The following is a 22,673-nucleotide window of genomic DNA, read 5'->3' on the forward strand; positions in this document are numbered from 1 at the left end:
TGTTCCGTTGCTACCTTCCGCCAACAATGCCGCAGTGACGCAGTATTTCAATACCATGGCCGCGGCGCTGAACGGCATGGATGTTTATTTTTCGCAACCCAACCTGATGCTTCCGGGCAGCGGGTTGGCGGGGCGTTTGTTGCTGCCTTACATTGAACGGCTGAGAAACTCCTTCACCTGCTGGCAGAACCGGGTCGGGTTCATGGAGCAGTTTCGCATTTCGCGAGCTGAAAGCGGCTTCCCGGTTTTCCAGAGTGTTCTGGAACTGGAAAACGATCGCAATGGTGCTGAAAAGCGGCTGGCTTCCATTCCGGAACCCGATGTTCTGCGCAGCGAAATGGCCGATTTCATTTTGCGCCACAGGGAATTCCCGGCAACGCTGCAAACGCAGATGGCTGAACGGCTTTACCTGCAGCAAATCCGTAAAGGTGAGATATTCTCACCCTTCGTGTTACCCGAAACCATTCATGTGTCAGTCAATCCTCAAAATTCTCGTCCGGTTTATGTGGTGACGTGGGGCGTGTTCGACGGACCGCAGACACTGCCGATGATCTATATCGCCACCATTGAGGATTCGTCTGAAAATGTCGACCGGTTGCTGGTGGGACCGGATGGCAAGTTGCGAGAAGATGTCGATATTCCTTTGCCAATCGGTGGTTTGCTGAACCCGGAACTGGCGACGCGGTTTGACGATTTTATTGTCCGCAACGGAGCCTATGGTTTAACGCCTGCAACCATTGCGTCCAATCTCGACAAAGATTTCGAGACGCTGCATCCCAAGCTGTTGCGCCGTATCGTGCTTGGCCCGTTCTACTCGTCCGGCATTACTGAAAATAATGCCCGGATCAACGACATTCTCTCCAAGGTTCGCAGGGATGAAAATGCCTGGCTGATGAGCTGGACGATGCAGGAGATATTCTCGAAAAACGAACGTCCGGCATCGCGTGGCTTTTTCTCTTCCACGCCGGCCGTTCAGGAATTCCATATCGAAACGAATGATCTGGAAGCGGCGCGCATGGGTGTAAGCGCTTACGAAAAACACGCGCTGGTGCCGCATGAAGCGTATCAGGCGCTCTATGCCGCAGGTGAGGCAACCGCAATCTTCGGCAATTACAAGGTTCACGTAATTTCCGGTCGTCAGGTGGTAAGCGAGGTTTGATCCGATGAACAGTTTGAATGCCGGACTGACGACTATCCATGAAAATGAGATTGCCAGCCATCTGACCCTTGCACAAAGTCTGGTGACAAAATTCATCGTGCTGGACAGTGGCAACGGACAGGGCAGTGGTACTGCTTTGGCCGGTACCGGCAGGCGGTTTGTTTCAACCGTGTCGACGACTTCGGTGCGCAGTACCCGTGAAGTGGAACTGGCGCGGACTATTCAGGCGGTAAAGTCATCTGATCCAATGCTTTCTCCGCTGCAGCACACGGTGCTTTACCGTGCGCGGCGTGGTGTGCAGATTGCCTTGGCCGTGGCGGATATATTTGCGCGACAGACGGCGCTGGAACAGTTGCAGGCCCGCAATCGTGCTGCGCCATTGTCCGGCGCCGATGCCGAGCAGCTCAAGGCGCTGCTTTCCGCTTCGTCCTACGTTGCGGCGTTTACGCTGGGTGCTTATCTGCTTTCGACCTTGCCGGGTGACGGTGAGCCGGTTGACGATACGAGAGAACCGGACTTCCTGTTCGATACACCGCAGGATGCGATGAAGAGCATGCTGGCCGGGCTGGATGCAGGTTTGGCAGGGGCCACAGACGAGGCCGCCCTTGTGGCGCGCAGCCGGGCCTTTGCCCGGGACGCCATTCAGGGGCTTTTGACGCGCAAGGCACGTTTTGCGGCGCTTTCGGTGTTTGAGAACAACCATATCCGTGTGGATCAGGATGATTTCACGCTTGATGGTTTTGATGTGACGCCGGGAGAAAGGCGCAAGTCGCTTTCGATGAGCTTCAAAAAGCCGGAAGAAATCATTGGCAACCACATTGCCAAATATCAGGCGCTGAAACTGGCCAAGATGATGATGGCCTATGATTTCGACCGGCAGATGAACCCGTTTGTCGAGTTGGGTGGTTTTCTGTTCACCTTCATCGGTGACGGCATGCCGGGTACGGGCAAGACCATTCTGATCCAGATGCTGGCCGGCATGTTGAACGATTATTGTGAAGTTGCCGGTTACGCCTTTCACTACGAAAACTTCGGCGTGGACCAGATTTCGTCCTATCAGGGCAAGTCGGGGCAAAACGCTAAGGCGTTCATCAACAATGTGATGAACCCACGTGCTATCGGTTTCGGTACCATTGATGATGTCGACCAGGTTGCAGCAAAACGTTCTGATGACCGCGCCTCTGCCGGTCAGCATGAAGTGACAGCAGTACTGATGGAGAGTTTTGCCGGTGCCTCGACGGTCGTTCGCGGCAATTGCTCTTTCGGCATGTTCTCCAACTATCCTGAGAATGTGGATGACGCGCTGCGCCAGCGGGCAGGGGCGCGCTGGTTGGTGGATGGCCCACAGACCGAGCATGACTACATTGATATCTTCTCTCTGTTGGTTGGTAAGAACCACTCCATTCCGCTGGGCGAGCACGCGCTGTTTGCCGATCAGGAAATCAAGAAGGCCGTGTCCGGCTCTTATGAAAAACACAGCCAGCCGCAAGAAGACGGTCTGGTTGCCGTCTGGGAACGTTATGAGCGAACACATGGCCGCATTCAGACGCTGGCTGATATCGGTGCTTATCTGCATATGATCAAGCTGGCCGAGCCGCGCTTTACCGGTCGTGCCATCAAGAACATTACCGACGCAATCAAGATGCGTGCGATGGACGTGGAACTGCCGGATGCCTGGTTTGAAACGCCTGATGCTTTCATGCACAAGTCCTATGATGACAAGAAAGCGATGATTGCCGAACTGCGTGGCCCGGTGACGATGGATATGATCCTTCAGGAGATCAATCGTTACGCTGACAGCGAATTCCGCTACACCGATAAGTCCGACGATGCGGCGGTGACGGATATCATCCGCCGTGAACGTCAGCGTGAGAAGGCGATTGCTGAAATCGAGGCGATGAAACGTGACGGACGGTGGTCGCAATGAACCGTCTGCTGGAAACAGAACTGATTTACGGGCGGTTGCTGGAAATTGCCGAGCCACATCTGGTCGAGCGCTACAACAAGGCGCTGGAAGGGTTTGGTCTGCGTAAAACCACGCTCGACGCCTTTGAAATTGACATGACCGGCTTTTCTCCGCAAATTGCCGATGAGCTTGGCGACAAGGACTATCTGGACCCCAACCGGGTCAATCGCCGTTTCATCATCATGACGCCGGAGCAGGAAAACCTGCCGGTTGTACATACCAGCTTTTCCAATACCGCCGGTTTGATGCATGAGTTTTTTGCGGCAAACACCCGCTCAATCAATGCCATAACCATCAAGGATGCATTGTTTGGCGAAATTGAAGACAGCGTCTCTATTGTTGAAAGCCTTGAGGATCTGCTGTCGATAAACGAAGTCAGTTTCCGCATGTTTTCGACTGAAAACGTGCTGGCCAAGGCGGCGGAACTGCGGCAACTGGTGGACCGGCTGCAAAGCGACGAAAATGCCTGGCGTGATGACGACATGCTCAACCGCATGGTGGAGCTCGCCAAGCTGACGGGCGATATTCGCCAAAACAGGCTGGTGCCGGACCAGCTGGTTTTCCGCCACGATGCGTTCTGGGCCAATCATTTTGGCGGCGTATTCATCTTCCTCGATGGTCGCAACACCACGGTTATTTGTGACGCAAAGGCGCCGGGTTTCCGTCGTTCGCGCCCGTGGCAGGTTAGTTATATTGCCATTGATGACCACCAACGAGTTTATGACTTCCTGGCAAAAACCGGCCGGATAGAACTGCCGCGGGCCAGCTGGGTTGAAACCTCTGGACTGCTCAGGCACCGCTCGGACATGATCCTGAAGCAGCTTGTCAATGATGCAGCACCTGATGCTGGCACGCTGATGGCAGACCCGATCTGGATGCAGACCTGGCTGCACATGAATGGCGCGACCGTGACCCGCAACGGCGCCTATCCGTTTTTGCAGGATGCGATGCGCAAGATTTCCAGCACCGGCAGCATCCGGATGGAGGATGTGAAACCCGAATGGCGGTTCATGCTGGTGCGTGCTCGCGTCGAGCATGCCGACCAATGGCTGGTCAACCGGTTGATCGCCCAGATGGTGCCAGCGGACTTTGTTTCGCGGTTTATCTTCGACAAGCAGGGTTTTTATGCTTCTTACGAGCGATATTCTGAAAAGTTTCGTGAGTATGTTGTATCGACACTGACCGGAACATATTTGAAAGACAAAAGAGAGTTTCGCCAGCGACTTTATGGCATAGGAGAAGATGACCATGCTTGATCCGATCATCACATTCTTCCAACGGCTTTTCAGTGCCATAGGTCGAGGGGTCGGCATCGCAGTTGCCTGGGTGCTGTGGCCTTTCATGGCCGCGCATGGCTGGTACAATCAACGCACATGGACAGTGAAGGGCATCGTCCTTGCGGGTCTGGCTGTGCTGGTCGTGTCCTACGGCTATTTCATCATTCAGACACAGCGCTGGACCAATTTTGATCCAGACTACATCGCCGCCTATAAGTTCGCTGAAAGAACTGTTCCGGCAGGGCAGGAATTGCCAGCCACTGATGGTGCGGCCCGCACGTGCCAGCGTTCGGCAATCGTCGATGTTGCGGCTGATCTGACAGACTTTAACGTCAATCAGAATGCATGGATTTCCTCCATGCTGCTGTACCGTTTTGGCCTGTTCGGCATGGATTGGGATAATACGCCATTTCTCGACAATAAGGCATCCTTCCAGCGTGGTGTGAACCAGGCCGTTCGCCGTACGTCGGTTGAGCTCGTTGATACGTTGGGCCGCGTTCGCGGCACTTCGGGGATCAATGCCAATCTTCAGGAAGCGCGTGGCAACATGCAGTTCAGTGAATATTCCTGGTATTTCGGTCTTGATCCATTCGGTCCCAAAACGCCAACACCAAGCTATTACCGTTCTGCTATCCGCAGCTTCCAGGCATTCAACGCTGAACTGGTGGCGTGCAATGCCGTATTTGATGGACGTGCCGACAACCTGATTCAGTTCATCGATCGTATCGCCGGTGACATTGGCTCGACTTCTGCCATTTTGCGTGAAAGATCGGAAAACTATAATGGCGGCTGGTTTGATACTCGTGCGGATGACCGCTTCTGGTTCGCTTACGGCCAGCTTTACGGTTATTACGGCGTTCTATCTGCTGCCGGTGCCGATTTCTCGCAGGTTATCCGTGAACGTAACCTGACGACCCTGTGGAATGACACGCTGGTGCAGACCCGTGCGGCACTGCGCATTCAGCCAGCAATCATTTCCAACGGCGAGGAAAGCGGCTGGCTTATGCCATCGCACCTGGCGACAATGGGCTTTTACGTTCTGCGTGTTCGCTCCAACCTTGTCGAACTGCGCTCGGTTCTGGATCGCTAAAAATCAAAAATCCTGCCATGGGCAAACCCGTGGCAGGATCATTATTTCCGGTAGACTTTTTTGATTGGCGACTTAGCTGATCAGCTTGGAACGGATGGCCTTTGCCACCAATTGCGTACGATTGACGCAGTCCAGCTTCTTGATCGCATTATTCATATAGGCATTGACGGTATGGTCTGACAGCGAGAGGATCTGGCCGATCTCGGCTGATGTTTTTCCTTGTGCTGTCCAGCGGATCACCTCAAGCTCCCGCTTGGTCAGGGTGCGGACCGGTGCCATTTCATTGCGCTTCATGCTGTCATAGACATCATAAGCGTGCAGCCCGATCATGCCCAGCGCATTCATCACGCTTTGGCAGGGCTGCGTTGTGTCACCATCGAACCGTATGATGTAGCGTTCGCCGGATGGCGCGTTTATCGGGATCATCACACCGCAGACAATGCCGTAGTCTGTCATGATGCGCCGCATCTCGTCCGGAAATGGTGGAACGGAGTCATGAACCGACCAGAATTGCGGCAGCAGGGAACGGTTGAGACGCGGAATAACCGGGCAAAGCGGCAGAAAATGATGGGCGTCGATCTCGCGGACGAACCGCGCCGAAATTGTGCTTTCGACAACCAGCGGCGCCAAAAGCAGATCATTAACGGTCGGCGATATGATCAGCGAGACGTGGGCAAACCCGAATTGTTTGGCAACCTTATGAACGGCAAGCAGCCAAGCCGGACGACTGTCGGCTGCTGATATCTCTTCGCTCAATTGCGATTGCCGTTCGATAACTGCCATTAAAAGGGTTTCTTTGGTGGGCCAATTTGCCTGTATGTTAACGGTAACAAATATATGAAATACGCTGAAACGCTACTGATAAATTGGTAGTTTGAAACGCTGATTTAAACGGGATTTATTTATTGTGGTATATCAGAGCGTTATCAGACGTCAATTGGTCTGACAGATTTTCCACTGCTGGCGGTCAAATGTGACCCGACCGAAAATGTCCCTGTCGGTGCCAAAAAATGAAGAATCATTTCCGGGGAACCAGTTTTGAAGAAATCAAACTCCATTATGGTTTTGGAGTTTGATCCTTTGGTTTTGCCATCAGCTTCTCGAGGAAGCCGAGCATGACGGCCGAGACCACAAAAGCCAGATGAATGATGGTGAACCACATCAGCTTGTTGTCGGTGTACTGGTTGGCATTCAGGAAGATTTGCAGCAGGTGAATGGACGAGATTGCCACAATGGAGGAGGCGACCTTGATCTTCAGGCTGCCGGAATCCAGCTTGCCAAGGAAGGACACTTCCGCATCTGCCTCATCAAAACGGCTGACGAAGTTTTCGTAACCGGAAATCATCACCATGACGATCAGACTTGCAACAAGCGCTGCGTCAATCAAACCCAACATGGCAAGGATCATATCGGCTTCATCATAGGTGAAGACGTTTTTGGCGACCTTCAGGAATTTCAGCACGAAAGAAAACGCGTAAACACCCAAAGCTGCGACCAGCCCCAGATAAAAGACGACCAGAATCCAACGGCTCGAGAGGATTATGCGTTCTACGAGGAGTTCCAGCAATTTCATTGACGGGCTTCCGATAATGGCTTGGTGATCAAGTATAGGGGTTTTCAATATTAGCGGGCATTTAGGGGCCACCCGGCAAATCCGCAAGTATGAGCGGATAAAAATATGAGAACGGCAAGAGTATCTAAGGAGTTATATTTTTGATTGTTTTAATATTCTAACTATCGTGTCGGTTGATTTTCGGCTTGCCGCTTGCAGCTTCTACGTAATTCTACCTGTAATTGACGATTGCTTTTCCGTTATTCTGCGTTCCGGTGCACTGTCATTGTTGTGTTTTGGCAACATTTTATTCCAGATTTAATTATGAAACTTTCAATCATGTTTTCTATATTGACTATAATAGTCATGTTTTTTAATCGTCCGTAACAGCGGTTTCACCGCCAATTTTTGCATATTCCGACAGGGGTGGGAGAGCGTTGCGCCATCGTCGCAGCGACTGTTTCCGTGCGCCTGCATAAAGGGGGACGTAAATGATAATTGGGCATTCCAGATCAGCACTACTTGTCTGCACAGCAATGGTTCTGCTCTCCGCCTCCGGTGCATCCTACGCGCAGGACGCTGCTCAGGCACAATCCGCCGATAGCACTCTTCTCAACAGGATCGTGGTCAAGGGCAAGCGCGCAACTGCGGCCAATGCTGCATCCGACACGCCACTTGCCAGCCAGACAACGGCTGATCAGATCCGCAAGAAGGAAATCAGCAACGTCCGCGATCTCGGTAATACGACGGAACCAGGTGTTGATTTCGTGGAGTCGAAGCCTGGTAAAACAGGTGGCCTGTTTATTCGCGGTCTCGGCGGCGCACGCGTTACAACATTGATCGATGGCATCCCAGTTCCATTCTTTGAGAACTATGCACGCAGCACCGTTGCGACGACTGGCATGAGTGACACCAATAACAGTTATGACTTCTCGTCGCTGTCCCGCGTGGATGTTCTGCGTGGTTCGGATTCCAGTCGCATTGGCCCTGGTGCTCTTGGTGGTGCTTTGGTGTTGCGGACGCTTGAGCCTGAAGACCTGATTGAAGAGGGTCGCGATTGGGGCGGCGTTGCCAAGCTTACTTATGACAGCGAAGACAGAAGCTTCGGTGGTAATGTCGCGGTCGCCAAAAAAGTACAGAATACGTCTGTCCTTTTCCAAGGTGGCTACAAGAAGGGCCATGAGCGCAGAAATCAGGGTACGGCCGACATTATCGGCGTGAACCGAACCGAGGCAAATCCTGCCGACTACGATCAGTACAACTTGCTTTTCAAGGTTCGTCAGGACTTGGAAGGTGGCCATCGCATAGGTCTGACGGCGGAACGGTTCAATCTCGACACAAAAACCGATCTTAAAACCTTGCAGAACTCTACGTTTACCGCTGGCACTGCCGGGTCAACCAACAGGGTCGGCGACTATTGGGGCTATGACGATACGCGTCGTGATCGCGTCTCGCTGGATTATGAATATGAAGCGCCATCCGCCGATGCGCTGATCGACAGTGCAAATCTGACGCTCTATTGGCAGCAGCTTGCCAAAGACGCTGGCTCCTATGGCCGCCGCAACAACGGCACGAATTATGGTCGTTACAACCAGATGGAAGAAAGCTCCATCGGTTTGACCGGCGGCGCGTTGTCCGAATTCAGCACCGGTAATCTGAACCACGAAGTTCGGTTTGGTGGAAACCTCCAGTTCTTCCAAACGGAACAGTTTATTCGTGTTGTGCCGGTAACGACAGTTGTTTCGCAGTCCGACATCCCAGACGTCGATGGTCGTCGTCTCGGTCTGTATCTTGATGACCGTATCTCCTTCGGAGATTCAGGTTTTGCGCTGACACCCGGCGCTCGCCTGGATTGGTATGACTACGATCCAAAAGCATCCGCAGGCTTTAGCAACAATACTGGCTTCCCTGTCTTCGGTTTGCCGGATGGACAGGATGGCATTCGTATTTCGCCTAAGCTGCTCGCTACGTATCAGCTGACGCCTGAAGTCGAACTGTTTGGCCAGTGGTCTATGGCGTTCCGTCCCCCGACGGTCAATGAACTGTACATTGATTTCCGGAATGGAAGCTTCTACGCGAACGTTGGTAATCCGGACCTGAAGCCTGAAACCTCTCAAGGTTTTGAAATGGGTGCGAGCTATCAGAGTGATGATCTGACGGGTAAGCTCACCCTGTATCACAACATCTATTCGAATTTCATCGATGTGTTTGGGACGCCAGGTGGCATTGGGCAGCCAACGACCCTCTATACGTGGCGCAACCGAAACAAAGTTGAGATTTCAGGTGTTGAAGTCAGTGCTCGCAAAGACTTCGCAAACGGCATCTTCCTGCATGGTTCGCTTGCCTATTCTTACGGCAAGGACAAGGATACAGGCGAATTCATCCGCACTGTTGCACCGGTCAAATCGGTTCTCGGTATCGGTTATGAACAGGAAACCTGGGGTGCGGATCTCTCGACCATCTTGTCAGGTGGCATGAGAGAAGATGGACGGGTGATACCGATTACTGGTCCAGCATTTGCGTATGACACGTTCGATGCTCCCGGATATGGCATCGTTAATCTGACGGGTTGGTGGGAACCCGAGCAGACCAAGGGCCTGCGCATTCAGGCTGGTGTCTACAACATCTTTGATAAGACCTACTACAATGCTGTAGGTGTCCGTGATGTCAGCACTAGCGGAGCTGCGTCGACGTCCAATCAGCCTGTTGCGTTCTATTCAGAACCAGGTCGTTCATTCAAAATTTCTCTCACCCAGAAATTCTGATCGCAAAAACTGGCGGGGGCCGGGGAAAGAAAGGGCGGTGCGAAAGCGCCGCCCTTTGGTTTGATTGGTTGTGGCAGTCTCTTGCCTTACCGGCAGTAGAGATAATCGCCTTTGCGCTCCAGTACATCGAGATGGAGGTGATCCTGATGGGTCGCGTCGCTGCCGGGCGATAGCACGGTCTTGAAAAACAGGCAGGCGGCCGTGGTGATGGTGCGCTGAAATGCACCTTCAACGGTGCCGTCTTCACCGCGTGGTTTCATAATCAGCGGCTCACCCTTATCAAAAGCAATTGATGAGACATCGACGGCGTTGCCTTTGGCATGTTCGGATATCTTGCCATTTTCAGCGCTGTTGCGGTTTCTGCAGACATAGGTGGATGCATTGGCGATAGCGGTGATCTTGCGCTCCGGCATCGACAGTTTTGCGGCTGGCACCAGCATATCCTTTGCCCAGCGGCTGAGAGCAAGCGCGGTTTCGCAGCGCATGGGTCCTGGCGGATCAAGCTTGATGCCCTGTCCTATAGAGGACAACTCAATAGGAGATGCTATGCCACAGCCATTTTCTTCACCCTTGATGGCATCCAGCGTCTTGAACTCGGCACCCAGCGTTTTGAGTTCCGCAAAACAAGCCTGCAATTCCTCAGGGTTTTCCTGCTCTACGGGAATAACGGCTTCCGGTTTTTCCTCAGGTTCAGTCTTTTTGTCTTCAGCTTTGCTTTCGGGTTCGGTGGCAGGTGAGGGCGCTTCCTTGTCCTCTGGCTTAGGTTGGGGCTTTGGCGTTTCTGCCTCAGTTGGGGTTTCCACGGGTTTGGTGTCTTCGCTCTGTTCCTGTGCAGGTTTCTGTTGTGGAACGGGAACAGTTTCAGGTGGCTTAGAGGCTGAGATCAGCAGCACGCTCGCTGCCAGAATAACAAAATGATGAGGCATTTTGCCGGGCACTCCTTCGTATCGGTGAAGGGTCAACGCCTTTGCCCGCATTCGGTTCACTGCGTGCTTGGAAAGCACTTGCCATATGATTTTCTGCACGCTAACAATTGCCGCCATGAACACAACGTCTAAGAACATCGGTAACTGGTGGTGGGGCAGCTAACGCGGCCTTGACCAGTCATGTCTTCAGACGACGACCAAGCCGCCCGAATTCTCAGGCGGCTTTTTTGTTATCTTGCCGCCTGCCATCGGGTCTGAACAAACGGGGAAGTAAGAAATGGTAACGATCATTCAGGATGATGGCAGTGAAATCTACGAGACGAAAGGCGGCGTGAAAGTGACACGCCAGCGTCGTGCCACTGATTATGCTGGTGCAATCGACTCCTATATTGAACGGCTGGACGAACGTCGCGGCGCAGTGTTTTCCTCCAACTATGAATATCCCGGTCGTTACACCCGTTGGGACACTGCAATCATCGATCCGCCACTTGGTATTTCCTGCCTCGGTCGCACAATGTGGATCGAAGCCTATAATGGGCGCGGTGAAGTTCTGCTTTCCTTTATTCGTGAAAAACTGGCGGGGACACCGGATCTGACGCTCGGTGCATCGTCGGAACGTCGTCTCGATCTGGTGGTCAATGAACCAGACCGTGTCTTCACCGAAGAAGAGCGCTCAAAAATCCCGACGGTATTTACTGCTCTGCGGGCGGTCGTTGACCTCTTCTATTCCAGTGCCGATTCAGCCATCGGCCTGTTTGGCGCCTTCGGTTACGACCTCGCATTCCAGTTTGATGCCATCAAATTGTCGCTGCAGCGCCCTGAGGACCAGCGCGACATGGTCTTGTTCCTGCCGGATGAAATTCTGGTCGTTGACCACTATTCCGCCAAGGCATGGATTGACCGGTATGACTTTGAAAAAGCTGGCGTCACAACCGCTGGCAAGGCTGAAGACATCGCCCCTGAGCCTTTCAAGCCAACCGACGTTATTCCGCCAAAGGGCGATCATCGCCCGGGTGAATATTCCGAACTGGTGGTCAAGGCCAAGGAAAGCTTCCGTCGTGGTGACCTGTTTGAAGTGGTGCCGGGCCAGAAGTTCATGGAACGTTGCGACAGCAAGCCGTCCGACCTGTCGCGCCGTCTGAAAGCCATCAACCCGTCGCCGTATTCCTTCTTCATCAATCTCGGCCATCAGGAATATCTGATCGGCGCGTCGCCGGAAATGTTCGTTCGCGTATCCGGCCGTCGCATTGAAACCTGCCCGATTTCCGGAACTATCAAGCGTGGTGATGACCCGATTGCTGACTCGGAGCAGATCCTCAAACTGCTCAACTCCAAGAAAGACGAGTCCGAGTTGACCATGTGCTCGGACGTTGACCGCAATGACAAGAGCCGCGTCTGCGAACCCGGCTCGGTCAAGGTTATCGGTCGCCGTCAGATTGAGATGTATTCGCGGCTTATTCACACCGTGGACCATATCGAAGGACGCCTTCGTGACGGGATGGATGCGTTTGACGGCTTCCTCAGCCACGCATGGGCTGTTACGGTTACCGGAGCGCCGAAGCTGTGGGCCATGCGCTTTATCGAAAGCCATGAAAAGAGCCCGCGCGCCTGGTACGGCGGTGCCATCGGCATGGTTGGTTTTAATGGCGACATGAATACCGGTCTTACCCTGCGCACCATTCGTGTGAAGGATGGCATTGCGGAAGTGCGGGCAGGGGCAACACTGCTCAATGATTCCAACCCGCAGGAAGAAGAAGCTGAAACCGAACTGAAGGCGTCAGCAATGATCGCGGCGATCCGTGATGCCAAGGCTGCCAATTCTTCCGCTTCGAAGCGCGATGCTGCCAAGGTCGGCGCCGGTGTAAAAATCCTGCTGGTCGACCACGAAGACAGCTTCGTGCATACGCTGGCCAACTACTTCCGCCAGACCGGAGCGACGGTGTCCACTGTGCGCACGCCAGTGCCAGCAGAAGTTTTTGATCGCTTCGATCCTGATCTGGTTGTGCTGTCGCCCGGACCGGGTAATCCGAGCGACTTCGATTGCAAGGCAACCATCAAGGCGGCGCGAGCCCGTGAATTGCCAATTTTCGGCGTTTGCCTTGGCTTGCAGGCATTGGCGGAAGCCTATGGCGGCGAGTTGCGGCAACTGGCTGTGCCCATGCACGGCAAACCGTCGCGTATTCGTGTGCTGGAGCCTGGTCTGGTGTTCTCAGGTCTTGCTAAGGAAGTCACCGTTGGCCGCTACCATTCGATCTTTGCCGACCCCGCGACGCTGCACCGTGATTTCATCATCACCGCGGAAAGCGAAGATGGCACGATCATGGGCATCGAACATGCCAAGGAGCCGGTTGCTGCCGTACAGTTCCACCCGGAATCAATCATGACGCTGGGGCAGGATGCCGGCATGCGGATGATCGAGAACGTGGTTGCGCATCTGGCGCGCCGGTCGAAAACCAAGGCTGCTTAAGCCACTTACAGACGGCGGCGTTGACAAAACGCCGCCGTTTTCATTTGCAAACCAGCCGGGTGATGCACAGCCGTGAAATTTCTCAGATATCTCTGTATCGGTCTGGTTTTGATTGCTTTCGCGGTTGCGGCCGGAACAGTGCTGCCGCGAGGTCACGCTGAAGATATCGCGGCAAATTCACGTCCCATTCTGGTGCTGAAAAATCCCATCCACACGGATATCGCACTTCCCGTAGATGCTGAGTTGCTGACGCGTTTTGGTTTCCTGCGCAACGATGGTCTCGATATCGATCAACCCGGTCTTCGTTATCTGATAATCGGTTGGGGCGGGCGGTCGTTTTACACGGAAACGCCAACTTGGGCGGATTTGAAGCCTATGCCGGTGTTGAAAAGTTTCACACTCGATCAGTCGGTCATGCATGTCGCGCTTGCCGGCGAAATTCCCCTTGCGGATGCGAGTGTTACGGCGTTCAACATTTCCGATAACGGATATCGATCGCTGCTGGGCTTTATCGAGGCCAGTTTTTCCAGGCCACAAGATAATCCCGTTCCACTCTTGGGAAAATCCTACGGCTCCGACGATGCGTTTTTCGAAGCCAATGGTTATTTCAACGCCTTGCTGGGCTGTAACACCTGGACGGCAGCTGCCTTGCGTGCTGCGGGTATCAAAACCGGATGGTGGACGCCCTTGCCGCCCTTGCTGATAACATCATTGCATTTGCATAATGATGTCGCAGCCGTGCCGGCACCGTGATTGGAAAGAGGAAGACCGATGAGTGACAGTCGTGATGCCAACCAGCCTTTCATCTCCTTTCAGCGCACTTGCCCGATCATCCGTATTTTTGATGAAGACAAGGCACGAGAATTCTACGTGGACTTCCTTGGTTTTCAGCTTGATTGGGAACACCGCTTTGGCGACAATTTCCCGCTCTACATGCAGGTATCCCGTGCAGGCCTCGTCCTGCACTTGAGTGGCCATCATGGCGATGCATCTCCAGGCTCCAATACTTTCGTTGTGATGAAAGGTGTTCAGGCCTACCAGAAAGAGCTGATTGCGAAAGATTACACCTATATGAAGCCGGGCGTTGAGACTTTGCCTTGGGGATTGCAGATGGAGGTCACTGATCCCTTCAGCAACCGAATACGGTTCTGTGAGCAGAATGATGGTGGCGAGGCGTCTGTCTAGCGAGACTTGACGTTTTCAGACGATTGAACGATAGAACATGAAAATCAGACCGCGTGCACGCTACCCCGTGCGCGCGGTTTGGCGTTTCAGGGGCGAATTTTCTGCAATTCGCTCGCATCTGCACGAGGTTATGATCATGAGTGACGGCAAGGGGCTGGTTCGAACATTGGCGTTTTGGGGCATTCCGCTTTCAATCGGGGTGCTTGGGCTAAAGCTTCTTGCATGGTGGGTAACCGGCTCGGTTGCGCTGTTGTCTGACGGTCTGGAATCGACCGTCAATGTGGTCGCCGCCTTCATTGCCTATTTCGTCATTCGTTATGCGCAAAAGCCGGCCGATGAAGACCACCAGTTCGGCCATCACAAGGCGGAGTATCTTTCGGCCGTGGTGGAGGGCGTGCTGATCGTATTAGCTGCGCTGCTGATCGTCAAAGAAGCCTGGGCCGGGCTGTTTGAACCACGCCTTCCGGAAGCGCCGGTGCTTGGTCTTGCTATCAACGCTGCTGCCGGTGTCATCAATGCCGTCTGGGCAACCATCCTTATGCGTGTCGGCAAACAGTATCGGTCACCGGCACTGGAAGCAGACGCTCATCACATCATGTCGGATGTGGTGACATCGATCGGCGTTCTCATTGGTCTGGTGCTGGCTATCCTCACCGGTTACGCGATCCTCGATCCTATCCTCGCTATCGTGGTGGCCATCAACATCCTGTTTCAGGGCTGGAAGGTCATTTCAAATTCCATTGGTGGTTTGATGGACCGCGCTGTGACACCGGAAGAGGAAGAGCAGATCAAGGAGGCGATTAGTGCCAATGCCAACGGGTCGGTTGGCGTACATGATTTGCGGACTCGCCGGGCAGGCGCTGCCGCTTTCATCGATTTCCATCTGGTGGTGCCTACCGAGATGAGCGTGGGAAAAGCACATGAAATTTGCGACCGCCTTGAAGATGCCATACGCGAGGTGATACCGGGTGCCAGCCTTGCCATCCACGTAGAACCGGAGGGCGAGAAGGCACACGGCGTCATGGTAAAAGTTCGCAAAGGAGAAAAAATATGACCGATGTTTCAGGTCTGTCTCAGCTCGGCACCAAGGTCGACACTCCGGAAAACCCAGAAAAGGCCGTGCTGGAAAAGGTGCCAAACGGCAATGCCGGCACCGATTATGTGGTGCGCTTTACCGCGCCTGAGTTCACATCGCTCTGCCCAATGACCGGCCAGCCGGATTTTGCGCATATCGTTATTGATTACATACCCGGCGATTTTCTGGTGGAATCGAAATCACTGAAGCTGTTCCTGCATTCTTTCCGCAATCATGGTGCATTTCATGAGGATTGCTCGGTCTATATTGCCAAGCGGCTTGTCGATCTATTGCAACCGAAATGGCTGCGCATCGGTGCCTATTGGTATCCGCGTGGTGGCATTCCTATCGATGTGTTCTGGCAGACGGGTGCTGTACCGGAAGGTGTCTGGCTTCCGGATCAGGGCGTGCCGACCTACCGTGGTCGTGGCTGACAATCGAGCAAAATGGGTTCAGGCGAATGAACCGTCGTCGCCTGAATCAAAATCCATGTCTGCACTGTCGTCATCATTGTCGCTGTCGTCATCGGCTTGCTGGATGTCATTACCACTGTTGTCAGCGCCTGCGGTCTGATCTGGCGTGTCGTTGCCGTAGTAATTGTTGACGACGGTTTCTTCGACCGGTGCGTTGCCGGACACGGGCGATCCTAGGCCCAGAGACGACATGTGATTGCCGAAAATTCCACTCAATGAATTGGCGAGCAGCATGCCGCCCGCCACACCTGCTGCGGTGCCCAACGCACCCTGTAGGAAACTGCCGCCCGCAGAACGGGCTGCGGGTTGCGGGCTCCATGGGCCAGTTGGTTGTTGTGCTTGTGGTTGCAGGCTTTGCGCGCGACCCCACGGACCGGCAGTTGGGTCGGCTGTGTCATTGCGATAGTTCGTCGTCGGTGGTGCGGCGGCTGGGGCAGGGGCTGTTGCCTGTGGTTGACTGGAACCGAATATTGAACTGAGGAAGCCACCTTGCTGGGTGTGGTGCGGATCGACATTGCCCGATTCCAGTTGATGAATACGCTCTTCAAGCCGAGCAATATGAGCAGCAGCGGCTTCAAGCCCCTTTTCCTGCACGATGACCGCTTGCGCCAGATAATAGGGAGCGGTTGGCTGATCCCGCACGGCGCGTTCAATCAAGATCTCCGCATCGCTGTCTCGCGGTGTGGATGATGCGGTTCTGACCCTGTCGAACAGGGCGGTGAGCAGTCTGGTTTCTTCCGGCGACATGTATGCCTCCTTACCGAACAAAGAAACGTATCGATAAGGAGGTAGGCGCTAAATCCGACTTTTCAAAGCTGCCGGAGGTTTAAATTTTTGTAATGCTTCAGCCGCCGAAGGCCAGTGTCAAGCCAGCAAGTGCCGTGAGCGCGCCGATGATACGGCTGGCGACTGCGCCAAGGCGGCTGACACCGAGACCGGCAGCAATACCAGCCACATGCAGCAGCGCTGTGGCGATAACAAAGCCGACGCCGAATTGAAGTGCGCCGGCACTGCCCAGTTCGCCGCCATGGGCGTGGCCATGGAACAGCGCAAAAATGCCAACCACGGCGGCTGCGGCCGAGACGGGGAGGCGGGCTGCCATGGCAACCAGAAGGCCAAGTGCAATCACGGAGGCGAGAATGGCCGGCTCCACAAATGGCAGATCAATGCCACCAAGTGCCGTCATGAAGCCGATTGCCATGGTGCCAACGAAGGCGGATGGAACGACCCAAAGCGCGCGTCCACCAATCTGTGCGGCCCAGATTCCGACGGCAACCATCGCAAGAATGTGGTCGGCACCAAAAAGCGGATGGGAAAAACCGGCCATGAACGAGCCGTGTTCTTCGGGGTTCAGGTGGGCGAAGGCTGGCAGAGTGGTTGCGGCGAGTGCTGCGGCGGCAATTGAAATACGTTTGAACATTGTTCCCTCTCAGTATTTTATGGCATCAAGCCGCTGCGGACGCTCCTCCCAAATCGGCGCAGCGGTATGATTTTAACGATATCGTAAGCGTGAACTTGCTGTCCATGCGCCATTTGCCGGTGTGCTGTTTATTATACAGTTCTGCGCCTTGTCTTTTTCGCTCATTGTTTTACGACACAAATCACACTATGTCCGAAGGACAGACGAATTACGTTGGAGATCCGTGTATGAACGAAGAAGACGACGACAAGAGCAAGGAACTGCCGATCGGTAAGGAAACGGAAGCGAATCTTTTCAAGTCGCGTTCTATCTTCATTTATGGCGGCATTACCCAGGAATTGGCGCAGAAGGTCTGCACGCAGCTTGTGGCACTTGCCGCAGCCAGCGACGAAGACATTCGCGTTTACGTCAATTCTCCTGGTGGTCACGTGGAGTCTGGCGACAGCATCCACGACATGATCAAGTTCATCAAGCCGAAGGTCTGGATCATCGGTACGGGCTGGGTCGCATCGGCTGGCGCACTGATCTATGTTTCTGTGCCGAAAGAACGCCGCCTTTGCCTGCCAAACACCCGTTTCCTGCTTCACCAACCATCTGGTGGCACACGCGGCATGGCATCGGACATCGAAATCCAGGCACGCGAAATCATCAAGATGAACCAGCGCCTGATCAAGATCTTCTCCAAGGCCACCGGCCAGACGGAAGAAAAGATCGCCAAGGACATCGACCGCGATTACTGGCTGTCGGCTGAAGAAGCTAAGGACTACGGTCTGACCAGCCGCATCGTGGAAAACCAGTCCGAACTGTAAACTGTTCGACTGTCTGCCATTTTAAAGCCCGTACCGGTAAAAACCTGTGCGGGTTTTTGTTTTTCTGCGACCCGTAGCTTAGCTTTCGTGTCCGTTTCAGCTGTCCGGCAGGGCTCCCTTGCGTCTCATGCGTTTTTTTGATCTGTGATAGGTACAATCACACGCTGTCCTGAGTCCCTGCCATGTTGAAAGATTTTTCCGTTCAAAGCCTGTTCATGGGCTGCCTTACGGCATTTGTTGGCTTTGCCAGTTCCTTTGCCGTTGTGTTGCAGGGGCTAAAAGGCGTTGGAGCCACGGATTTTGAGGCAGCCTCCGGATTGATGGCGCTTTCCGTGTCGATGGGATTTTGCGCGATTGCCTTGTCGGTCGCCACCCGACTACCGGTCAGTATTGCATGGTCGACGCCCGGTGCCGCACTGCTGGCGACGACAGGCGTGGTTGAGGGTGGGTTTTCTGCTGCTGTTGGTGCCTTCATCATCTGTGCCGTGCTGATCATGATTGCAGGTCTTTTCAAGCCGCTCGGCCGCGCTGTTGCGTCCATTCCAGCGCCGTTGGCCAATGCCATGTTATCCGGCGTCATCATCGGCCTGTGTTTTGCGCCAATCAAGGCCATCGGTTTTAACCCGGCGCTGGGTCTGCCGATCATATTGGCATGGATCGTGGTTGGTGCCTTCAAGCGCCTGTTTGCCGTGCCGGCTGCCCTCCTGGCCTTTGTGCTGGTGATGGTTTTTGGTGTCGATATTCCCCCTGGCGCACTGGACAGCATTTCACAGTCACTGAAACCTCCAATGGAATTTGTAACGCCATCATTTAATCTGCAGGCCCTGATCTCGATTGCATTGCCGTTGTTCATCGTGACCATGGCATCGCAGAACATTCCCGGGATCGCGGTTTTGAAGGTCAATCATTATGACCCGCAGCCCGGCCCATTGTTTGCCACGACTGGCTTCTTCTCGCTGCTGTCTGCGCCATTTGGTGGCCACGCTGTTAATCTTGCGGCGATTACTGCTGCGATGTGTGCGGGTGAAGATGCCCATGCCGATCCGAAGCGCCGTTATTGGGCGGCGATCATTGGCGGGGTTGGTTATATCATTCTCGGTCTGCTGGCCGGTGTGGTGACGGCCTTTGTGGCACTTGCTCCACCGATTCTCATTCAGGCGGTGGCTGGACTGGCGCTGGTCGGTGCATTCTCCGGTTCTGCCGTTGCGGCCTTTAGGGAACCTGACACGCGGGAAGCGGCAGCGATCACCTTCCTGATCACGGCCTCCGGCCTGTCATTCGGCGGCATTTCCGGTGCTTTCTGGGGGCTGATGGCTGGTGGCCTGATGATGGTTTTGACGCGTTTCGTGAAACGAATGAAAAATTAAAGATGCGCTTGCATCAGAATCTTTCGGCAATTATAAGCGAACGCATGATTACTTGCTCCGCAACCTTTTCCGGCATGAATGCGCAGATTTCTGCGAATGCTTGCCCATGCGGTGCACTCTCGCTTCTTAGCCTCGACCTTACACGCGGTTGCCGGGTCCAGTGAGGAGCGCCCGGCGGCCGAAAGCCCGCTGGCACAAACGCTCCTCATACGAAATTTCTGTACATACTGGATTTTTTGCCCGCTCGAGGGCGCGCATCTAACGGTGGTTCCCAAGCCACGGATGCGCAAGGAGGAAGTAACATGGACTCGAAGATCATCACCAGCGCAAACGGCATGTCTGACGCAGCTGCGAAGTATCGTCCCTATCCAACCATCAATATTCCTGACCGCACATGGCCATCCAAAACCATTACCAAGGCACCAATCTGGTGTTCGGTTGACCTGCGCGATGGCAATCAGTCGCTGATCAACCCGATGGGACATGACCGCAAGGCGCGCATGTTCAAGCTGTTGCTGGAAATGGGTTTCAAGGAAATCGAAATAGGTTTTCCTTCGGCGTCGCAGACCGACTTCGATTTTGCACGTTGGTGCGTGGAAGAGGCCGGTGTGCCTGACGACGTGTCCTTGCAGGTGTTGGTGCAGTGCCGCCCGGAACTGATCACCCGCACGTTTGAATCTCTGGTTGGTGCCAAAAAACCGATCATCCATTTCTACAACTCGACATCTGAATTGCAGCGCCGCGTGGTGTTCGGCAAGGACGTGCACGGCATCAAGCAGATTGCGGTTGATGCCGCCAAGATGATTACCGACATGGCCGAGAAAGCCGGTGGCGGTTACCGTTTTGAATATTCTCCGGAAAGCTTTACCGGCACCGAGCTGGAAGTGGCGCTGGAAATCTGCAACGCGGTGATCGAGGTGGTGAAACCCACCGCTGACAACAAGCTGATTCTGAACCTGCCTTCGACTGTGGAAATGGCTACCCCGAACATCTATGCCGACCAGATCGAATGGATGTGCCGCAACATTGATAACCGCGAAAACGTCATCATTTCCCTGCACCCGCACAATGACCGTGGCACGGGCATCGCAGCAACCGAACTGGGCCTGATGGCCGGCGCTGACCGCGTGGAAGGCACGTTGTTCGGCAATGGCGAGCGCACCGGCAATGTCGACGTGGTGACGCTGGCATTGAACATGTACACCCAGGGTATTGACCCGGAACTGGATTGCCGCGACATCGAACGCATCAAGTCGGTCTATGAGTATTCTAACGAAATGGCGATCCCTGAGCGTCACCCCTATGTTGGTGAACTGGTTTATACTGCGTTCTCCGGCTCGCACCAAGACGCGATCAACAAGGGCATGAAGGCAATCAAGCAGTCCAATACCGGCGTTTGGGAAGTACCTTACCTGCCCATCGATCCGAAGGACGTTGGCCGTTCCTACGAGGCGATCATTCGCATCAACTCACAGTCGGGCAAGGGTGGTATTGCCTATATTCTGCAGCAGGATTACGGCATCAACCTGCCGCGCAATTTGCAGGTGGAGTTCCGCGAGGATATTCAGCGCATTACCGACGAAGAAGGCGTGGAGCTGCCAGCCAAGCGGATCTATGAGCGTTTCATCGAGCGTTATGTGACCCAGCCTGACGCACGTCTGAAATTCGTTGACCATCACACCTATCCGGCCGGTGATTTCAAAGGCGTGCGTGTGGTCGCTGCCGAAATCATGGACCGCGGGGAGGTCAAGCGGATTGAAGGCAAAGGTACCGGTCCGATCGATGGCTTCATCAACGCATTGTCAGTCTATCTGGGCGTTGACCTGTCGGTAAACGACTATTCCGAACACTCGCTGCAGCATGGTTCCAACGCATCGGCCATCGCCTATGTCGAAGCTGAGTATGATGGTGGCAAGCTTTACGGTGCTGGCGTCAACACCAACATCGTGGCGGCCTCGCTGGAAGCGATCGTTTCGGCTGCCAACCGCGTTCTGGAAGAGCGCGCCAAAAACGCATAAGGCTTTTACGCCTCACATTGCCATGCCCGGTCTTGTCCCGGGTATGGCAAATTGGACTTTGATTAAAGGCGTTGAATCGGCAGCTTAAAGTCAGACGTAAAGTTACAGCGCTACGGTCGCTGATCTAAAAATAAACGTTTCGCTGTTTAGAACTTACGCGTCCGGCGGGGGGAAACCTATCACCCGGCCATTTTCATAGAACACCCTGACATCCTCAAATTCGATGGCCGTTGCTGCCTCGTTGAGCGAATGGCGTTCGCAGGTTACGTTCCATGCGCCCTGTTCGCCTGATATGTTGAACAGGTTATAACTGGCGCGTGGTTTTTTCCCGCCGGGACCTTGGGAAGCCGAGGCGATGCCAACCACCGGAATATGGTCCTGCCCATGGTGGGTATTGAGCCAATAGACCGTGTTCAGATGTGTGTGGCCATGCAGCACCAGCTCTGCGCCACCCGTTGAAACGGCGCCGGCGAAACGGCGAATGCCGATCATGCGCTTGTGGGTGGCCGCTGCGCCACGGATTGGCGGATGATGGATCATCAACACACGAAACAGGCCCATCGAGCCCGCCTTTTTCAGCAGTTCAGCTGTCGCACGCGCTTGTCTGCGGCCGAAATAACCGGTCGCTGAAAAGGGCGGGGTGGCAATGGATGTCGAGCAGCCAATCAGGGCGACCGGGCCGCGAACGCGCATATAGGGGAAAATCTTGCGGTCTTCATCCCAGTCTTCGGGGTCGCCATCCCCGCGCACATAGGGGTACCATGAGTTCATGGCCTTGTCGTGCGCACCGGGGACATAGGCATCATGGTTGCCAGGGACGACGGAAACAGACGATGGTTCGCCCACTTCTTCCAGCCAATCGGCGGCGGCACGAATTTCAATGCCGGTCGCAAGATTGACGAGGTCACCGGTTATCGCCAGATGGTCGGGCTGCTTCGCCTCCAGATCATCCAGCAGTTTTTCCAGCGTATCTGTGAAAAGGTGCTTGCGACGGTTGCGATGCCAGTTCACAAATCCTGTAATGCGTTTAGACGCCAGTTCACGGAATGTAAGCTTGGGCAGGGGTCCAAGATGGACATCTGAGATATGCGCGAGTTTGAACATGGTGGCAGACATAACGCATA

At 54.2% G+C, this 22,673-nt stretch carries 19 protein-coding genes; 13 read left to right on the forward strand and 6 right to left on the reverse strand.

Annotation, left to right across the window (positions count from 1 at the left end):
* Nucleotides 1-55 precede the first annotated feature (55 nt).
* From M2418_RS02640 to M2418_RS02655, 4 genes are read left to right on the forward strand one after another with little or no spacing between them, the layout of a single operon-like run.
* Nucleotides 56-1,159: a hypothetical protein gene (locus M2418_RS02640; protein WP_259144802.1), complete on the forward strand. Its 1,104-nt coding sequence runs from the start codon at nucleotides 56-58 to the stop codon at nucleotides 1,157-1,159.
* A gap of 4 nt (nucleotides 1,160-1,163) precedes the next feature.
* On the forward strand, nucleotides 1,164-3,086 hold the full coding sequence (locus tag M2418_RS02645; protein ID WP_259143707.1) for an ATP-binding protein: 1,923 nt from the start codon (nucleotides 1,164-1,166) through the stop codon (nucleotides 3,084-3,086).
* Nucleotides 3,083-4,381, forward strand: coding sequence for a DUF6638 family protein (locus M2418_RS02650; RefSeq protein ID WP_250981983.1), 1,299 nt, complete (start codon nucleotides 3,083-3,085; stop codon nucleotides 4,379-4,381). Before M2418_RS02645 ends, M2418_RS02650 begins: the two co-directional genes overlap by 4 nt.
* Nucleotides 4,374-5,492, forward strand: a complete 1,119-nt coding sequence (locus M2418_RS02655; protein WP_259143709.1) for a DUF2333 family protein — start codon at nucleotides 4,374-4,376, stop codon at nucleotides 5,490-5,492. Before M2418_RS02650 ends, M2418_RS02655 begins: the two co-directional genes overlap by 8 nt.
* Nucleotides 5,493-5,564: 72 nt before the next feature.
* Here M2418_RS02655 and M2418_RS02660 read toward each other — a convergent pair whose 3' ends face one another.
* Together M2418_RS02660 and M2418_RS02665 are read right to left on the reverse strand one after the other, a co-directional pair.
* Nucleotides 5,565-6,275: a LuxR family transcriptional regulator gene (locus M2418_RS02660; protein ID WP_259143711.1), complete on the reverse strand. Its 711-nt coding sequence runs from the start codon at nucleotides 6,273-6,275 to the stop codon at nucleotides 5,565-5,567.
* A 274-nt stretch (nucleotides 6,276-6,549) separates the two neighbouring features.
* Nucleotides 6,550-7,065, reverse strand: a complete 516-nt coding sequence (locus M2418_RS02665) for a TIGR00645 family protein (protein WP_259143713.1) — start codon at nucleotides 7,063-7,065, stop codon at nucleotides 6,550-6,552.
* Nucleotides 7,066-7,535: 470 nt separating this feature from the next.
* Here M2418_RS02665 and M2418_RS02670 point away from each other — a divergent pair, with 470 nt between their 5' ends.
* Nucleotides 7,536-9,809 carry a TonB-dependent hemoglobin/transferrin/lactoferrin family receptor gene (locus M2418_RS02670; RefSeq protein ID WP_259143715.1) on the forward strand — a complete coding sequence of 758 codons (2,274 nt, stop codon included), beginning with the start codon at nucleotides 7,536-7,538 and terminating at the stop codon, nucleotides 9,807-9,809.
* Between the two features lie 86 nt (nucleotides 9,810-9,895).
* Here M2418_RS02670 and M2418_RS02675 read toward each other — a convergent pair whose 3' ends face one another.
* The gene (locus M2418_RS02675) at nucleotides 9,896-10,735 is read right to left on the reverse strand and encodes an extensin family protein (protein WP_259143717.1); all 840 of its coding nucleotides are present in this window, start codon (nucleotides 10,733-10,735) and stop codon (nucleotides 9,896-9,898) included.
* A gap of 277 nt (nucleotides 10,736-11,012) precedes the next feature.
* Here M2418_RS02675 and M2418_RS02680 point away from each other — a divergent pair, with 277 nt between their 5' ends.
* The 5 genes from M2418_RS02680 to queF all read left to right on the forward strand — a co-directional run bounded on the left by M2418_RS02680 (nucleotide 11,013) and on the right by queF (nucleotide 15,896).
* A complete protein-coding gene (locus tag M2418_RS02680; protein ID WP_259143728.1) occupies nucleotides 11,013-13,202 on the forward strand; it encodes an anthranilate synthase in 2,190 nt (729 codons plus the stop codon).
* A 72-nt stretch (nucleotides 13,203-13,274) separates the two neighbouring features.
* The gene (locus M2418_RS02685) at nucleotides 13,275-13,955 is read left to right on the forward strand and encodes a TIGR02117 family protein (protein WP_259143736.1); all 681 of its coding nucleotides are present in this window, start codon (nucleotides 13,275-13,277) and stop codon (nucleotides 13,953-13,955) included.
* Between the two features lie 18 nt (nucleotides 13,956-13,973).
* Complete coding sequence (locus M2418_RS02690) at nucleotides 13,974-14,387, forward strand: VOC family protein (protein ID WP_259143738.1); 414 nt, start codon at nucleotides 13,974-13,976, stop codon at nucleotides 14,385-14,387.
* Between the two features lie 136 nt (nucleotides 14,388-14,523).
* Nucleotides 14,524-15,441, forward strand: coding sequence for a cation diffusion facilitator family transporter (locus tag M2418_RS02695; protein ID WP_259143740.1), 918 nt, complete (start codon nucleotides 14,524-14,526; stop codon nucleotides 15,439-15,441).
* A complete protein-coding gene (queF, locus tag M2418_RS02700) occupies nucleotides 15,438-15,896 on the forward strand; it encodes a preQ(1) synthase (protein WP_259143742.1) in 459 nt (152 codons plus the stop codon). The genes M2418_RS02695 and queF overlap by 4 nt, the downstream gene beginning before the upstream one ends.
* Before the next feature lie 18 nt (nucleotides 15,897-15,914).
* On the opposite strand, the gene M2418_RS02705 is transcribed toward queF, so the two are convergent.
* Nucleotides 15,915-16,682 (reverse strand): DUF2076 domain-containing protein, encoded by a 768-nt coding sequence (locus M2418_RS02705; RefSeq protein WP_259143743.1) that lies wholly within the window; start codon nucleotides 16,680-16,682, stop codon nucleotides 15,915-15,917.
* A gap of 97 nt (nucleotides 16,683-16,779) precedes the next feature.
* Nucleotides 16,780-17,355 (reverse strand): HupE/UreJ family protein, encoded by a 576-nt coding sequence (locus M2418_RS02710; RefSeq protein ID WP_259143751.1) that lies wholly within the window; start codon nucleotides 17,353-17,355, stop codon nucleotides 16,780-16,782.
* Between the two features lie 227 nt (nucleotides 17,356-17,582).
* Between M2418_RS02710 and M2418_RS02715 the strand changes: the two genes are divergently transcribed.
* The 3 genes from M2418_RS02715 to leuA all read left to right on the forward strand — a co-directional run bounded on the left by M2418_RS02715 (nucleotide 17,583) and on the right by leuA (nucleotide 21,549).
* The gene (locus M2418_RS02715; protein WP_192488388.1) at nucleotides 17,583-18,164 is read left to right on the forward strand and encodes an ATP-dependent Clp protease proteolytic subunit; all 582 of its coding nucleotides are present in this window, start codon (nucleotides 17,583-17,585) and stop codon (nucleotides 18,162-18,164) included.
* A gap of 182 nt (nucleotides 18,165-18,346) precedes the next feature.
* Nucleotides 18,347-19,531 (forward strand): benzoate/H(+) symporter BenE family transporter, encoded by a 1,185-nt coding sequence (locus M2418_RS02720; protein WP_259143754.1) that lies wholly within the window; start codon nucleotides 18,347-18,349, stop codon nucleotides 19,529-19,531.
* Nucleotides 19,532-19,833: 302 nt separating this feature from the next.
* On the forward strand, nucleotides 19,834-21,549 hold the full coding sequence (leuA, locus tag M2418_RS02725; protein ID WP_259143756.1) for a 2-isopropylmalate synthase: 1,716 nt from the start codon (nucleotides 19,834-19,836) through the stop codon (nucleotides 21,547-21,549).
* 153 nt (nucleotides 21,550-21,702) lie between these two features.
* Here the strand turns inward: leuA and M2418_RS02730 are convergent, their stop codons facing one another.
* Nucleotides 21,703-22,653 (reverse strand): metallophosphoesterase, encoded by a 951-nt coding sequence (locus M2418_RS02730; RefSeq protein ID WP_259144804.1) that lies wholly within the window; start codon nucleotides 22,651-22,653, stop codon nucleotides 21,703-21,705.
* Between the last annotated feature and the right edge of the window lie 20 nt (nucleotides 22,654-22,673).

The sequence above is a fragment of the Rhizobium sp. BIGb0125 genome (genome assembly GCF_024810055.1).
In the GTDB taxonomy this organism is placed as follows: Bacteria; Pseudomonadota; Alphaproteobacteria; order Rhizobiales; family Rhizobiaceae; genus Agrobacterium.